The 14,626-nt window shown below is 60.1% G+C and carries 14 protein-coding genes; 9 read left to right on the top strand and 5 right to left on the bottom strand.

Going from position 1 to position 14,626, the window contains the following annotated elements; all coding sequences use genetic code 11:
- Positions 1–44 precede the first annotated feature (44 nt).
- From asd to AOC04_RS18165, 3 genes are read right to left on the bottom strand one after another with little or no spacing between them, the layout of a single operon-like run.
- Complete coding sequence (gene asd, locus AOC04_RS18175) at positions 45–911, bottom strand: archaetidylserine decarboxylase (RefSeq protein WP_060695785.1); 867 nt, start codon at positions 909–911, stop codon at positions 45–47.
- Between the two features lie 9 nt (positions 912–920).
- The gene (locus AOC04_RS18170; protein WP_060695783.1) at positions 921–1,748 is read right to left on the bottom strand and encodes a rhodanese-like domain-containing protein; all 828 of its coding nucleotides are present in this window, start codon (positions 1,746–1,748) and stop codon (positions 921–923) included.
- Between the two features lie 43 nt (positions 1,749–1,791).
- Positions 1,792–3,330, bottom strand: coding sequence for an HDOD domain-containing protein (locus tag AOC04_RS18165; RefSeq protein WP_060696985.1), 1,539 nt, complete (start codon positions 3,328–3,330; stop codon positions 1,792–1,794).
- 164 nt (positions 3,331–3,494) lie between these two features.
- On the opposite strand from AOC04_RS18165, the gene motA reads away from it, so the two are divergent.
- Both motA and motB read left to right on the top strand, forming a co-directional pair.
- Entirely contained in the window at positions 3,495–4,346 is an 852-nt protein-coding gene (motA, locus tag AOC04_RS18160; RefSeq protein WP_060695781.1) for a flagellar motor stator protein MotA, read from the top strand.
- Positions 4,347–4,349: 3 nt separating this feature from the next.
- Entirely contained in the window at positions 4,350–5,354 is a 1,005-nt protein-coding gene (gene motB / locus AOC04_RS18155) for a flagellar motor protein MotB (RefSeq protein WP_060695780.1), read from the top strand.
- A gap of 46 nt (positions 5,355–5,400) precedes the next feature.
- Here motB and rsgA read toward each other — a convergent pair whose 3' ends face one another.
- Complete coding sequence (gene rsgA / locus AOC04_RS18150; protein ID WP_003439013.1) at positions 5,401–6,432, bottom strand: small ribosomal subunit biogenesis GTPase RsgA; 1,032 nt, start codon at positions 6,430–6,432, stop codon at positions 5,401–5,403.
- 105 nt (positions 6,433–6,537) lie between these two features.
- On the opposite strand from rsgA, the gene orn reads away from it, so the two are divergent.
- Positions 6,538–7,080 (top strand): oligoribonuclease, encoded by a 543-nt coding sequence (gene orn / locus AOC04_RS18145; protein ID WP_060695778.1) that lies wholly within the window; start codon positions 6,538–6,540, stop codon positions 7,078–7,080.
- A 144-nt stretch (positions 7,081–7,224) separates the two neighbouring features.
- The gene (locus AOC04_RS18140) at positions 7,225–7,836 is read left to right on the top strand and encodes a trimeric intracellular cation channel family protein (RefSeq protein ID WP_003439018.1); all 612 of its coding nucleotides are present in this window, start codon (positions 7,225–7,227) and stop codon (positions 7,834–7,836) included.
- A gap of 19 nt (positions 7,837–7,855) precedes the next feature.
- On the opposite strand, the gene queG is transcribed toward AOC04_RS18140, so the two are convergent.
- Positions 7,856–8,923, bottom strand: coding sequence for a tRNA epoxyqueuosine(34) reductase QueG (gene queG, locus AOC04_RS18135; protein ID WP_060696984.1), 1,068 nt, complete (start codon positions 8,921–8,923; stop codon positions 7,856–7,858).
- A 62-nt stretch (positions 8,924–8,985) separates the two neighbouring features.
- Here queG and AOC04_RS18130 point away from each other — a divergent pair, with 62 nt between their 5' ends.
- The 5 genes from AOC04_RS18130 to miaA are packed head-to-tail and all read left to right on the top strand — an operon-like array spanning position 8,986 to position 14,621.
- A complete protein-coding gene (locus AOC04_RS18130; protein WP_060695776.1) occupies positions 8,986–9,846 on the top strand; it encodes an NAD(P)H-hydrate dehydratase in 861 nt (286 codons plus the stop codon).
- Complete coding sequence (gene tsaE, locus AOC04_RS18125; protein ID WP_060695774.1) at positions 9,834–10,304, top strand: tRNA (adenosine(37)-N6)-threonylcarbamoyltransferase complex ATPase subunit type 1 TsaE; 471 nt, start codon at positions 9,834–9,836, stop codon at positions 10,302–10,304. The genes AOC04_RS18130 and tsaE overlap by 13 nt, the downstream gene beginning before the upstream one ends.
- A 2-nt stretch (positions 10,305–10,306) precedes the next feature.
- Positions 10,307–11,731, top strand: a complete 1,425-nt coding sequence (locus tag AOC04_RS18120) for an N-acetylmuramoyl-L-alanine amidase (RefSeq protein WP_205891810.1) — start codon at positions 10,307–10,309, stop codon at positions 11,729–11,731.
- Positions 11,728–13,641, top strand: a complete 1,914-nt coding sequence (gene mutL / locus AOC04_RS18115) for a DNA mismatch repair endonuclease MutL (RefSeq protein ID WP_060695772.1) — start codon at positions 11,728–11,730, stop codon at positions 13,639–13,641. Before AOC04_RS18120 ends, mutL begins: the two co-directional genes overlap by 4 nt.
- A complete protein-coding gene (gene miaA, locus AOC04_RS18110; protein WP_060695770.1) occupies positions 13,641–14,621 on the top strand; it encodes a tRNA (adenosine(37)-N6)-dimethylallyltransferase MiaA in 981 nt (326 codons plus the stop codon). Before mutL ends, miaA begins: the two co-directional genes overlap by 1 nt.
- The last annotated feature ends 5 nt before the right edge of the window (positions 14,622–14,626 follow it).

Raw genomic sequence — 14,626 nt, 5'->3', positions numbered from 1 at the left:
GCTCGCGAGCTTTTAAGATCGCGAGCAAGTACAGGGATCAGGTGTTATTCGGCGTTAGCCGGGCCACCAATGCCTTGCCCCATCATCACCGGCGAACCCGCCGTCAGATTTTCAGCCCATTTGACCTGCTCCGGGCCGAACAGCACGATCGCAGTAGAACCCAGCTTGAAGCGACCCAGTTCGGCGCCTTTTTCCAGATGGATTGGTGCACGGGCAGCCTCGTCGTAGCGGAAGGTTTTCAGCTCGCGTTTAGGCGGCGTCACCAGGCCGGCAAAGACGGTTTCAATCGATGCCACGATCATGGCGCCGACCAATACCACGGCCATCGGGCCGCGCTCAGTATCAAAAATACACACCGCACGCTCGTTGCGGGCAAACAGCTCCGGTACGTTTTCGGCTGTGGTCTGGTTGACCGAGAACAGGCGGCCCGGCACGTAGATCATTTCACGCAGGGTACCGGCCAGTGGCATGTGCACACGGTGGTAGTCCTTGGGCGACAGGTAAATGGTGGCAAACTCGCCGCCCATGAATTGCGCAGCAACCGCCGCGTCGCCGCCCACCAGCTCCAGCACGCTGTAGCTGTGGCCCTTGGCCTGGAACACCCGGCCGTGCTCGATCGGGCCCAATTGGCTGACTGCACCGTCGGCCGGGCTCAGTACCGCGCCCGGGGTTTGATCCAGAGGGCGGGCACCGTCTTTCAGGGCTCGGGTGAAGAAGGCGTTGAAGTGCTCGTAAGCCGTAACGTCTTCTACCAGCGCCTGGGACATGTCCACTTGATAACGCTTGGCGAACCAGGTGGTGAACGCATTCTTGAACCAGCGCACGCGGCACTCGGCAATGCAGCCGGCCAGGCGCGACAACAGGTGGTGCGGCAACAGGTACTGGCTCAGGAGAAACAAACGCTTTTTCATTGCAGGTCCTTAGTTTTTGACAGGCAGCTCGACGGGGGTGTCGGGGTGGTTGCCCCATTCGCCCCAGGAGCCGGCGTAGCCTTTGACGCGCGGGTAACCGAGCGATTTGGCAACGAGATAGGTAAAGCCAGAGCGGTGATGAGTCTGGCAGTGGGTAATCACTTCTTTGTCCGGCGTGATGCCTAGATCCTTGAGGATCTGCGCCATGTCGGTACGAATGCGCAGGTTGCGGCTTTTATCCATGCCCGCGGTCCATTCGAAATTTTTCGCGCCGGGGATATGCCCGCCTTTGGCTGCCAGCACTTTTTCACCGGCGTACTCGGCGGCGCTGCGTGCATCCCAGATGGCCAGGTCAGCAGCGCCCAGACGGCTTTGCAGGTATTCACGGGTGGCAATGGGTTCGTCATGCAAGGTCAGCTCGACCGGGCCGCCCACAGCTGGCGGCACTTCGGTGGATAGCGAGTAGCCCTCGGCGATCCAGGCGTGTATCCCGCCATCCAGGTAGTGATAGGCCTTGTGGCCGATAACGTCGAGCAACCAGATAAAGCGCCCGGCCCAGCCGCCACCTTCGTCGTCATAAACAACATAGACCGCGTTGGGGTTGTGCCCCAGTTCGCCGAACAACGCCTCCAGAGAGTGCAGGGTCGGCAGCAGGCCGGGTGCCGGCGGCTGGCCCAGTTGCGTGCGTTTGGGATCGACGAAACGCGCGCCCGGGATATGCCCTGACTCGTAACGCGCAACGCTGGTCAGGTCGACCACAATCAGTTCGGGGGTGTTGAGCCGTGCGAGCAGGTCGCTGGGCTCAATTACCAGCGCCAAGCCAGAGAAGTCAGGCATGTGAGGTCTCCAGAGCGAAAAAAGGAGGGATTGTAGCGCAAGGCTAGCGCCCGCGAGAGCTAAAGCTATTCAGGGCTTTCTCGATGCATTGCGCGGTTTTGCCAAATGCCTGCACGCTGGTCTCGCAAAACATGCCGCCACCCTGGTCAGCCACGAGCAGCATCACGACTCGGCCATTGCTGCTCAGCGAGCGTAGCAGCAGATGCTCGCCGGGGAACAGGTGGCGCAAGTTGGCAGGCAGGACCGAAGAAATCGTCGTGTTATTCCCGGGAGTCAGGCGTACTTGCGCAGGTTGCATCATCAAGCGTTGCAGGGCGGTACTTTCACTGATGGTAAAGCTGATGTCGAATGCCGCCGCGGGCAACCCGGACACCTCGCAAACCTGCAGGGTGGTGGCTGTTTTATCTGCCTTCAGGAGCATCAGCCGTTGCATGCCACAGGCCAGCAGGGCCTCGCGGGCACAGGTGGTGAGGTGCATTGCGTTGGCGAATGAACTCGGCTCTGCCAGCAGCTGCCCACACAGTTTGCGCCATAGTGCCAGCGCCTCGGCAGACGGTGGTGCAGCGGGTTGCCGGGCGTGATTGGCAAGGCGTGTATCCCATGGCCAGAGCAGGGCTTGTGCCGGGTGCCACAGGTCAGGCACCGAATGATAGCGAGCGCTGCTCGCCGCGTTTTGGTGCACCAGTTGCTGCACATCATCCAGTGTGGTCTGCAGGTACAGCGCCGTCAGCAACTGCCAGCGCATGTTGTGCGGGGTGTCCCAGCCGGATTGAGCCGACAGCGCCAGGCCGTTGGCCAGCAACACACTGTTGGCCGGTTGATTGAGCCAGCGGCGCAGGGCCGGATCGGCGTCCAGCCGCTGTTGCTGGCGCAGCGGGTTATGAGTGTCGCGGGCGATGTGCAACACACTGACCAGCGTGCGCTGCTCTTCAAGCATGACCCTGTAGCCCTGGAGCACCCATGCCGGTAGTCGCCACAGTTGCGCCAGTGAAAGGCAGATATCAAACAGGCGGACACCGAACAGTTTCTGTTCGACTCCACTGGCGTGCTCGCCTTTGTGAATGACCCGTAGCTCCCATTCTTCGAGCAGTTCTGGATAGGTCAGCGCCAGTGCCCACAGCGGCGAGAGAAACAGCAGGCTGCCCCAGTAGATTTCCTGCCACAGCCGTGCCAGACGATTGCCGAACAGGCCGACGGCCTGTTGCGCCGCATGCTGGCTGATGAGCTGGATTTGCCGGAACGCCAGGGGGATTTGCTCATTCGGCAAAGCGTTCATCTGTTCGAGCAGCGTCTGGGTGCGTTTGAGGCCCAGTCGATTGATGGCGACTTCCAGGCTCTCGGCAGGTTCGCTGAGGCTGCTCTGCTGGTGCTGGTTGGCCTCACGGATCAGGGTCAGCGCCAGTGCGGGGCTGTCTTGCATCACTTCGCTAATGTCGCGCAACGAGCGGCGGCTGTCGTTGAGTGCCTTGCACACCAGCGCATGGCTATGCAGCGGGACCGGCAATTGAGCGGCATCAAGGCGCTGGACCCAGGTATCCAGGGTTGAGGGTGTTGCTAGTGGCGGGAGGGTTTCTCTGGTCATGATGGGTGCGCGGTCATCATCAATTTGTTGCACGCCCCAAAAGGGCAGAATGGTTTTTCGCCTTTACCGGCTATAGTCTGGCGCAGATTTGCCGATAAGGAGAAGTAGAGTTTCTCCACGCTTGAATATGATCTTGAACCCGACTCAATAAGTACTTTTTATCTATGGCTAAAATTATCGGCATCATCGTCGTGTTCGCGAGCGTACTCGGCGGATACGTACTTTCCCACGGCAAGATCGGGGCGCTGATTCAGCCGTTCGAGGTCCTGATTATTGGCGGCGCGGCGTTCGGTGCATTCCTGCAGGCCAACCCGGGTTACATGACCATGCACGTGATCAAAAAATCACTGGGCATGTTCGGGTCACGCTTCTCCCACACTTTTTATCTGGAAGTGCTGGGCCTGATTTACGAGATTCTCAACAAGAGCCGGCGCGAAGGCATGATGGCCATTGAGGCCGATGTCGAGGATGCCGCTGCCAGCCCTATCTTCGCCAAATACCCGACCGTGCTCAAAGATGAGCGCATGACGGCATTTATCTGTGACTACCTGCGCATCATGTCGTCGGGCAACATGGCGCCCCACGAGCTTGAGGGGCTGTTCGACATGGAGCTGTTCAACCTCAAGGAGGAGCTGGAGCATCCTTCCCACGCCGTTACCGGAATTGCCGACGGTATGCCGGGCTTCGGTATCGTGGCGGCGGTTCTGGGCATCGTGGTGACCATGGCTTCCCTGGGGGAGGGCGATCAGGCTGCCATTGGCCAGCACGTAGGTGCGGCTTTGGTGGGTACATTCTTCGGTATTCTGGCGGCGTATGGTTTCTTTGGTCCTTTGGCCACATCCCTGGCGCACGATGCCAAGGAAGAACTCAACGTATACGAATCGATCAAGGCATCGCTGGTCGCATCGGCCTCGGGCATGCCGCCGTCACTGGCGGTCGAGTTCGGCCGCAAAGTGTTGTATCCCAAGCACCGGCCGAGCTTTTCCGAGCTGGAGCAAGTGGTTCGCGGTCGCTGATTGATGGAAAACAATCAGCCGATCATCATCAAGCGCGTCAAGCGCTACGCATCAGGTCATCACGGTGGTGCCTGGAAAATCGCCTTCGCCGACTTTGCCACGGCGATGATGGCGTTCTTTCTGGTGATGTGGCTGATGACCGCCGCCACCCCGGAACAAAAGATTGCCATCGGCGGTTACTTCAAGGATCCGATCGGGTTCAGCGAAAGCGGCACGCCCTACACCATTGACCTGGGCGGCACGCCTGCGCTGGCGCCGGACAAAACGCTCAACCCCGAAGAGCAGCTGCAGCCCCAGCCCGAGAAGATCAACGTCGACTCTGATCATGTTAATTCTGACCAGGCCGAAAGCGTGGCGGAGCAGGTCGAGAAAGAGCGTCTTGAACTGTTGCTGCAGGAGTTGCAGAACAAGGTCGAAGAAAACCCGCAGTTGCGCAAGTTCAAGGACCAGTTGCTGTTTGAGATCACCCCGGACGGCCTGCGGATCCAGATCATGGATGCTGAAAACCGGCCGATGTTCGATGTCGGCAGTGCGCGGCTCAAGCCGTACTTCGAGGATATTTTGCTAGCCCTGGCCGACACCATTGAAGCGGTGCCCAACAAGGTCAGCATCAGCGGCCACACGGACGCCACGCCTTATGCCGGCAGTGGTGATTTCGGCAACTGGGAGTTGTCGGCTAACCGTGCGAATGCGGCCCGACGCGCACTTGTGGCCGGCAGCTACCCGCAAAGCCAGGTGGCGCGGGTGGTGGGGTATGCCTCGTCGGCTCTGTTTGATAAAGCCAACCCGACCAACCCGGTCAACCGCCGGATCGACATTGTGGTGCTGACCAAAAAGGCACAAAAGGCGATTGAGGGTGAGCAGGGTGCGGAGCCGGTCAAGGCGCAAGAACTGCCCAAGGCGCCGGTTGATCCGACTGCCTTGCCGGCGGATCAGCAGCCGATGCCGGCCCATGAACCGCGCCAGAAGCTCAACCTGTTTGACGATAAGGCTCCGGCCACGCCCTGATCTGCAGGGGCGAGCTTTACAGCTCGCTTCTGCAGAGTCGCCGGGGTCAGTAACTCGACTCGGGCAAGCTGGCAATGATCGAGCGATAGCTGTTCATGCGCTGTTGCTGCACGCGGCCATCCTCCAGCGCCATCAACAAAGCACAGCCTGGTTCGCGGTCGTGTTTGCAGTCGCGGAAGCGGCAGCGGCCGATCAAGTCGTTGAACTCGATAAAGCCCGCTTCTACATCAGCCCGGCTCACGTGGCCCAGGCCAAACTCGCGAATCCCCGGGGAGTCGATCAAGTCGCCGCCGCCCGGGAAGTGGAACAAGCGTGCGGTGGTGGTGGTGTGCGTGCCCTGGCCCGACACTTCGGACAATGGCCCGACACGAAGGTTGACCTCCGGCAGCAGGCTGTTGACCAGGGACGATTTGCCCACGCCTGACTGGCCCACAAACACGCTGATATGGCCGTCCAGTTGCGCTTGCAACTGCTGCATGCCATCGCCGTGGTGCGCCGAAACTTCCAGCACCGGGTAGCCCAGCTGGCGATACACCGCCAACAAAGCATTCAGCGCCGGAGCGTTCTGGTCGTCGATCAGGTCGGCTTTGTTGAGCAGCAGCAAGGGACGAATCCCGGCGTGCTCGGCGGCGACCAGGTAGCGGTCGATCAGGTTGGCGTGCGGCTCGGGCATCGGAGCGAACACGATGACGATCATGTCGACGTTTGCTGCGACCGGCTTTAGCTGACCGCGGCTGTCCGGGCGGCAGAGTTCGGTTTTACGCGGCAACTGGGCGACGATAACGCCGATCCCCTGGTTGCCCGCGCGCCACACGACGGTGTCACCGGTGACCAGTGCAGGCAGGTTGGCGCGCAAGTGGCAACGGAACATCTGGCCTTTCAGCTCGCCTTCCTGGGCTTCGACTTCGACCTGCACCCCAAAGTGCGCGATCACCAGGCCGAGCTGTTCGGCGCCCAGGTCGCCGCCTTCAAGTGCTTCGACAGCACTGGATTCACGTTTGGCGGCGCGGGCAGCGCGCTCGCCCTGGATCTTTTCGATGCGCCAGTTTTGGCGACGATTGAGCTGGCGTTTGGCCATGGGTGTTCCGTGTTGATAAACGATAAGGAGGGTAAAACGCTGGCGAGTTTAGCACGAGGGCTGCATGCCTAAGCTAAACTGCGCGACTAAGCCCAGGAGCCATTTATGAACAACGCGCAGAACCTGATCTGGATCGACCTGGAAATGACCGGTCTGGATCCTGATAACGACGTCATTATTGAAATGGCCACCATCGTCACCGACAGCAACCTCAACACCTTGGCTGAAGGTCCGGTTATCGCCATCCATCACAGCGATGAAGTGCTGGCGCGCATGGACGAATGGAACACTCGCACTCACGGTGGCAGCGGCCTGACCCAGCGGGTCAAGGACAGCACCACCACCATGGCCGAGGCCGAGGCGCAGACCATCGCCTTTCTTGAGCAATGGGTGCCTAAAGGCAAATCACCGATCTGCGGCAACAGCATTTGCCAGGACCGGCGTTTTTTGTACACCCACATGAAAACCCTTGAAAGCTACTTCCATTATCGCAACCTCGACGTCTCGACCCTTAAAGAGCTGGTTGCCCGCTGGGCACCGGAAGTGCGCGACAGCCTGGTGAAAAAAGGCACGCACCTGGCGCTGGACGACATTCGCGAGTCGATTGCCGAGCTGCAGCACTACCGCAAGCACTTCATCAAGTTCTAACCCCCTCCTGCAGGAGCGAGCTTGCTCGCGATCTTTTGATATTGATCGCGAGACAAGCTAGCTCCTGCAGGGCGCGTCCCTTGCCCTCTATTGGTGCTTGAAGCAAATGAGTAGACTGCGCGCCTTATTGCAAGGATCGCTGCCATGTTGCTGATGCTCTATTTAGTTGCCATTACTGCCGAGGCCATGACCGGGGCACTGTCTGCCGGTCGGCGGGGCATGGACTGGTTCGGGGTGGTGCTGATTGCCTGCGTCACCGCCTTGGGCGGCGGATCGGTGCGTGATGTGCTGTTGGGCCATTACCCGCTGACCTGGGTCAAACACCCGGAATACTTGGTGCTCACCACCTTTGCCGCGCTGGTGACGATCTTTATCGCGCCGTTGATGCGCCATCTGCGCTCACTGTTTTTGGTGCTCGACGCACTGGGGCTGGTAGCGTTCACCCTGATTGGCTGCATGACCGCGCTCGAAATGGGCCAGGGCATGTTGGTCGCTTCGGTGAGTGGCGTGATTACCGGGGTGTTCGGTGGCATCCTGCGCGATATCTTCTGTAACGACATCCCGCTGATCTTCCGCCGCGAGCTGTACGCCAGCGTGTCGTTTGCTGCGGCCTGGTGTTTCTTGCTGTGCACCTATCTGCAGATGCCCAACGATCAGGCGATTTTCGTCACCTTGTTCGGCGGGCTTTTGCTGCGTTTGCTGGCGATTCGCTTCAACTGGGAAATGCCCAAGTTCGTGTACAACGACGAGCATTGAGCCAGCGATGCGGGTGCGCTCAGACGCGTTGCTCGTGCTGGGCCAACGCCCACTCCACATGTTCCTGTACCAGCTCGGACGGGTATTCACGCCTTGCTTTGAGCGCTTCGAGTACCGGTATGCTCGACGGGGCATTGCCCAGGCCAACCGCCAGGTTGCGCAGCCAGCGCTCGTAGCCGGCACGGCGTAGCGGAGAGCCTTCGGTGTTGCTCAGAAACTTGTCTTCGTCCCACATGAACAGTTCGGCCAGCCCGGCGTTATCGAGGTTGTGTCGGGGTTTGAAGTCGCCTTCAGCCGTGGTGCGGGCAAAGCGGTTCCAGGGGCAGACGATCTGGCAATCGTCACACCCGAACACCCGATTGCCGATCAGTGGACGCAAGTCTTCGGGGATCGCGGTTTTCAGTTCGATGGTCAGGTATGAAATGCAGCGCCGCGCATCCAGCACGTAAGGCCCGACGAAGGCGTTGGTGGGGCAAATGTCCAGGCATGCAGTGCAGCGTCCGCAGTGTTCTGTCTCGTGGGGCGCATCCACGGGCAGCGGTAAATCCACAAACAGCTCGCTCAGAAAGAAGTAGCTTCCGGCCTTGCGGTTGAGTACCAGGGTGTTTTTGCCGATCCAGCCCAGGCCGGCCTTTTGCGCGATGGCTTTTTCCAGCACCGGGGCGCTGTCGACAAAGGCGCGAAAGCCGAACGGGCCGATGTCCGCCTGGATCCGGTCAGCCAGTTGCTGCACGCGTTTGCGGATCAGCTTGTGGTAGTCGCGGCCCAGGGCGTAACGCGATACGTAGGCTTTTTCAGGCTGGGCCAGCAATTGTGCCATGTGGGTATCGCCGGGCAGGTAGTCCATGCGCAGCGACACCACGCGCAAGGTGCCGGGCACCAGCTCTTCAGGATGTGAACGTTTGCTGCCATGTGCGCCCATGTATTCCATGTCGCCGTGGTAGCCGGCTGCCAGCCAGCGCTCCAGATGTTGCTCGTGTTCTCCCAGGTCGAGGCCGGCAATGGCGACTTGTTGAAAGCCCAGCTCGCGGCCCCATTCCTTGATGGATTGTGCGAGAGCGGGGAGGTCGACGGTAATAGCAGGCATGAGGCAAGAGAAACCGGGGCTGAGATGCGTATAATTCTGCCAGACATCGGAGCCCGATACCCATGCCACAGACCAAGCGCCTGTTTGCCAGCCCTGAACCCCTACTCGCCGATAACCTGTCGCGGCTGCCTGCGCGAGCGCCGGATGCCCATAAAGGCCAGTTCGGGCATGTGCTGCTGATTGGCGGAGACCGGGGGTTTGGCGGGTCGATTACCCTTAGTGCGCAGGCGGCATTGCGCTGCGGTGCGGGGTTGGTGTCGCTGGCTACCCGGCCTGAACATGTGCCTGGCGCTCTGGTGCGCCTGCCGGAGGTGATGACCCTGGGTGTGTCATCGGCCAATCAGCTGATGGGTGTGTTGGCCCAGGCCTCGGTTTTGGTGGTGGGGCCAGGGTTGGGGCAGGCGCCATGGGGCCGCAGTTTGTTATCGGCGGCGGCTCAGGCAAAAATGCCTCAAGTCTGGGATGCCGATGCGCTGAATCTGTTGTCCAACGCTGACTTTAAACTGGCCTCAGGTTCGGTTATCACTCCGCATCCCGGTGAAGCCTCGCGGTTGCTGGGGATCAGTACTGCACAAGTCCAGGCCGACCGCCCTGCTGCTGTCCGGGCGCTGGTTAAAAAATACTCAGTAGTGTGCGTTCTTAAAGGTGCAGGCACTTTGATCGCAGGCCTGAATGATGAGCTGGCCGTGTGCAATCATGGCCATCCGGCAATGGCGACGGCAGGTCTGGGCGACGTTCTGGCTGGCGTGATCGGCGCCTTGCTGGCTCAGGGCATGACTGCATTTGAGGCGGCATGTCTGGCGGTGTGGCTGCATGCCCGCGCCGGTGAACAACAAGGAATATCGGGCCGTGGGCTGGCGGCCAGTGATTTGATACCAGCCATTCGTCAGTTGTTGGAGGAATACGCACCGTGCACGAGATAACACTGCATCTGGCTGATGAAGAGGCCATGACCGCGTTTGGCGCACGCTTGGCGACCGTTACCCAGGGTCACGGTCTGATCTTTCTCGATGGCGACCTGGGGATGGGTAAAACCACCCTGTCACGGGGTTTGATTCGCGGCCTGGGGCACACTGGCTCGGTCAAAAGTCCGACCTTTACCCTGGTTGAGCCTTACGAAATTGGCGATATACGCGCTTTTCACTTTGATCTGTATCGCCTGGTCGACCCTGAAGAGCTGGAATATATGGGGATTCGCGATTATTTCGACGAAGACGCCCTATGCTTGATCGAGTGGCCCGATAAAGGTGCAGGCTTTTTGCCAAAGCCTGACCTGACCATTACCATTAGCCCGCATAACACCGGGCGTTTGCTGAAGTTGACGCCCCAAGGTTCACGTGGCGAGTCTTGGTGTGCCGCCTTGGCACCGGAATACAAATAATGATGGGGTTTGGTATGCGCTTTCGCGCGTTAGTGAGTGTCGTTGGTCTGTTGCTCAGTGTCATGGCCGTGAATGCCGTGGCCGCGACTCAGGTAAAAAGCGTTCGTTTATGGCGTGCCCCGGACAACACTCGGCTGGTGTTTGACCTCACAGGCCCGGTGCAACACAGCGTATTTACGCTAACAGCACCGGATCGCCTGGTGATTGATATCAATGGCGCGACCCTTGGCGGGCCTTTGAATGTGGCTACGGCCAACACGCCAATCACCAGCATGCGCTCGGCGCAACGCACGCCTACCGATTTGCGGGTGGTGATCGACCTGAAAAGGGCCGTGACCCCCAAAAGCTTCGTTCTGCCACCTAATGCGCAATACGGCAACCGTCTGGTGGTCGACCTGTATGACCAGGGGGCTGACCTGAGCCCGAGTTTGCCGGCGACCAATGTGGCGACGGTTCCGGTGGTACCGGTGACCCCTGCGCAACCAGAGGTCAATCTGCCTCCCGTGCCCAGTGGCAAACGTAACGTAGTGGTGGTGATTGACGCCGGACATGGCGGCGAAGACCCGGGCGCTTCGGGTGCTGGCGGTCAGCACGAGAAGCACGTGGTACTGGCGATTGCCAAAGAGCTGCAGCGCCAGATCAACGGCATGAAAGGCTTTAAAGCCGAGCTCACCCGTACCGGCGACTACTTTATTCCGTTACGCGGACGCACCGAAATTGCCCGCAAGAAGGGCGCCGACCTGTTTGTGTCGATCCACGCCGATGCTGCGCCTTCCAAGGCAGCCTTTGGTGCATCGGTCTTCGCCTTGTCCGAGCGCGGCGCAACGTCCGAAACAGCCCGTTGGCTGGCAGACAGCGAAAACCGCTCTGACTTGATCGGTGGTGCCGGAAACGTGAGCCTGGATGACAAGGACCGGATGCTGGCAGGTGTGTTGCTTGATCTGTCGATGACTGCTTCGCTCACGTCCAGCCTGAACGTGGGGCAAAAAGTATTGAGCAACATCGGCCGAGTGACACCGCTGCACAAGCAGCGTGTAGAACAGGCCGGGTTTATGGTGCTCAAGTCGCCGGACATTCCATCGATTCTCGTCGAAACCGGCTTTATCTCGAACGCCAACGAAGCCAATAAATTGGCTTCCTCCAGCCACCAGCAGGCGCTGGCACGTTCGATCAGCAGTGGTGTACGTCAATTCTTCCAGCAAAACCCGCCACCGGGCACTTACATTGCCTGGCTGCGTGATACCGGCAAAATCGCCCAGGGTGCACGCGAACACACGGTTCGTCCTGGCGAAACCCTGGCGATGATTGCTGTGCGTTATCAGGTGGGGGTTGCGACGCTGCGGTCGAGCAACAACTTGAAAACCGATGAGTTGCGAGTTGGCCAGAACCTGAACATCCCCGCCACCGAACTGGTGTCCAAGCAATGAGTGACGGGGTGTTGAACAGTAGTGCGCGTATCGAGCTGCTCAGCCCGCGCCTGGCTAACCAGATTGCGGCTGGCGAGGTGGTTGAGCGCCCGGCGTCGGTGATTAAGGAACTGCTGGAAAACAGCCTCGACTCGGGTGCCAAACGAATCGACGTGGATGTGGAGCAGGCCGGCATCAAGCTGCTGCGGGTGCGCGACGATGGCAGCGGGATTTCCAGCGATGACTTGCCGCTGGCCCTGGCGCGTCACGCCACCAGCAAGATCCGCGACCTGGAAGACCTTGAACGGGTGATGAGCCTGGGTTTTCGAGGCGAGGCGCTGGCCTCCATCAGTTCGGTGGCAAGGCTGACCCTGACATCGCGCACCCGCGGCGCTGATCAGGCGTGGCAGGTTGAGACCGAGGGGCGCGACATGGCGCCCCGGGTCCAGCCGGCTGCCCATCCGGTCGGTACCTCGGTTGAAGTACGGGACCTGTTTTTCAACACGCCTGCGCGGCGCAAGTTTCTCAAGACTGAAAAAACCGAATTCGATCACCTGCAAGAAGTCATCAAGCGTTTGGCGCTGGCGCGTTTTGATGTGGCGTTCAATCTGCGGCACAACGGTAAAACCATCCTCAATCTGCACGAAGCCCACGACGATACTGCCCGCGCCAGGCGTGTGGCGGCAGTGTGCGGTGCAGCCTTCCTGGAGCAGGCGCTGCCGATCGAAATCGAGCGCAACGGCCTGCATTTGTGGGGCTGGGTGGGCTTGCCGACCTTTTCGCGCAGCCAGGCCGACTTGCAGTACTTCTATGTGAATGGCCGTGCAGTGCGCGACAAATTGGTGGCGCACGCGGTGCGTCAGGCTTACCGCGATGTGCTGTTCAACGGCCGTCATCCGACCTTCGTGCTGTTTTTTGAGGTCGACCCGGCGGTGGTAGACGTCAACGTGCACCCGACCAAGCACGAAGTGCGTTTCCGTGACGGGCGCATGGTGCATGACTTCTTGTACGGCACGTTGCACCGCGCCCTGGGCGATGTGCGACCGGAAGATCAACTGGCGGCCCCTGCGCCGGTACCGGGTGCCGAACGGCCTACCGGGATCGATGCGGGTGAGTTTGGCCCGCAAGGTGAAATGCGCCTGGCGGCGAATCTGCTCGAGCCGCCCCAGGCTGCACCTTCGGCCCATGTGCCGGGTTCTGGTGCCGGGGCGGGCTATCAATCGTTCTATCGCCCGCCATCGGCGACGCCGTCTGTTCCGGCCGCGGAGGCGCGCAACGCCTACCGGGAATTTTTCGCACCATTGCCTGAGGCCGGCGCCTCGCCGATGCCTGAAGGGCAGGGCGATATTCCGCCGCTGGGCTATGCGCTGGCGCAGCTCAAGGGCATTTATATCCTCGCGGAAAACGCCCAGGGGCTGGTGCTGGTGGACATGCATGCGGCCCACGAGCGGATCATGTATGAGCGCTTGAAGGTCGCTATGGCCAGTGAAGGGCTGAGCGGTCAGCCGCTGCTGGTGCCGGAGTCGATTGCAGTCAGTCAGCGGGAAGCCGATTGCGCCGAAGAGCACGCCGAGTGGTTCCAGCGTCTTGGCTTCGAGTTGCAGCGCCTGGGGCCGGAAACATTGGCCATCCGCCAGATTCCGGCCTTGCTCAAGCAGGCTGAAGCACAGCGTCTGGTGCACGACGTATTGGCCGATCTGATGGAGTACGGTACCAGTGACCGGATTCAGGCACATCTCAATGAATTGCTCGGCACCATGGCCTGCCACGGCGCGATTCGCGCCAATCGGCGCCTGGCCTTGCCGGAAATGAACGGCTTGTTGCGTGACATGGAAAATACCGAGCGCAGCGGTCAGTGCAATCATGGTCGTCCGACCTGGACCCAAATGGGTCTGGACGACTTGGACAAACTCTTTTTGCGCGGTCGCTGATGACAGGTTCCAACGCTTTACCTCCGGCCATCTTTTTGATGGGGCCGACTGCCGCGGGCAAAACCGACCTGGCGATCGAGCTGAGCAAGGTGCTGCCCTGCGAGCTGGTCAGTGTCGACTCGGCACTGGTCTATCGCGGTATGGATATCGGCACGGCCAAACCCTCGAAAGAAATCCTGGCCGCGCATCCGCACCGGCTGATCGATATTCTCGACCCGGCTGAAAGCTATTCGGCGGCTGATTTTCGTCGTGATGCGCTCACAGCCATGGCTGAAATCACCGCTCGCGGCAATATCCCGCTGTTGGTGGGCGGCACCATGCTCTATTACAAAGCGCTTAGTGAGGGTCTGGCAGACATGCCTGCGGCCGACCCGCAAGTGCGTGCGCAACTCGAGGAAGAGGCATTGCGCCTCGGCTGGCAAGCGTTGCACGACCAGTTGGCAGCCATCGATCCAGCGTCGGCGGCACGCATTCATCCCAACGATCCGCAGCGTCTGACCCGTGCCTTAGAGGTTTATCGGGTCAGCGGCATGAGCATGACGGACCACCGCCAGAAACAATCTGAAGAATCTACTAAAGCAGCGGCTTCTGGCTGCAGTCAATTGCCCTATACTGTCGCGAACCTGGCCATTGCTCCGGCTAATCGTCAGGTGCTGCATGAGCGAATTGCACAAAGATTCGGGCAGATGCTGGAACAGGGGTTCATTGATGAGGTCCTAGCCCTGCGTAATAGAAGTGACCTGCATGCAGGGTTGCCGTCTATACGTGCAGTGGGTTACCGGCAAGTCTGGGATTACCTTGACGGCAAGCTGACAGCGGCCGAGATGCAGGAGCGCGGCATAATTGCCACGCGCCAGTTGGCCAAGCGTCAGTTCACCTGGTTACGCAGCTGGAATGATCTGCATTGGCTGGACAGTCTTGACTGCGACAATCTGCCACGAGCCTTGAAATACCTGGAATCGGTCTCCATATTGAGCTGAGTCTC

The organism is Pseudomonas versuta, from assembly GCF_001294575.1.
Classification (GTDB): Bacteria; Pseudomonadota; Gammaproteobacteria; order Pseudomonadales; family Pseudomonadaceae; genus Aquipseudomonas; species Aquipseudomonas versuta.
This window is presented reverse-complemented; position numbering and strand designations above follow the sequence as displayed.

Bases quoted from the DNA above. Each gene is read 5' to 3' on its own strand.
- motB (WP_060695780.1), top strand. From the start codon at position 4,350: ATGGAAAACAATCAGCCGATCATCATCAAGCGCGTCAAGCGCTACGCA.
- mutL (WP_060695772.1), top strand. From the start codon at position 11,728: ATGAGTGACGGGGTGTTGAACAGTAGTGCGCGTATCGAGCTGCTCAGC.
- orn (WP_060695778.1), top strand. From the start codon at position 6,538: ATGAACAACGCGCAGAACCTGATCTGGATCGACCTGGAAATGACCGGT.
- rsgA (WP_003439013.1), bottom strand. From the start codon at position 6,432: ATGGCCAAACGCCAGCTCAATCGTCGCCAAAACTGGCGCATCGAAAAG.
- AOC04_RS18165 (WP_060696985.1), bottom strand. From the start codon at position 3,330: ATGACCAGAGAAACCCTCCCGCCACTAGCAACACCCTCAACCCTGGAT.
- AOC04_RS18170 (WP_060695783.1), bottom strand. From the start codon at position 1,748: ATGCCTGACTTCTCTGGCTTGGCGCTGGTAATTGAGCCCAGCGACCTG.
- asd (WP_060695785.1), bottom strand. From the start codon at position 911: ATGAAAAAGCGTTTGTTTCTCCTGAGCCAGTACCTGTTGCCGCACCAC.
- AOC04_RS18140 (WP_003439018.1), top strand. From the start codon at position 7,225: ATGTTGCTGATGCTCTATTTAGTTGCCATTACTGCCGAGGCCATGACC.
- miaA (WP_060695770.1), top strand. From the start codon at position 13,641: ATGACAGGTTCCAACGCTTTACCTCCGGCCATCTTTTTGATGGGGCCG.
- queG (WP_060696984.1), bottom strand. From the start codon at position 8,923: ATGCCTGCTATTACCGTCGACCTCCCCGCTCTCGCACAATCCATCAAG.
- AOC04_RS18120 (WP_205891810.1), top strand. From the start codon at position 10,307: ATGGGGTTTGGTATGCGCTTTCGCGCGTTAGTGAGTGTCGTTGGTCTG.
- motA (WP_060695781.1), top strand. From the start codon at position 3,495: ATGGCTAAAATTATCGGCATCATCGTCGTGTTCGCGAGCGTACTCGGC.
- AOC04_RS18130 (WP_060695776.1), top strand. From the start codon at position 8,986: ATGCCACAGACCAAGCGCCTGTTTGCCAGCCCTGAACCCCTACTCGCC.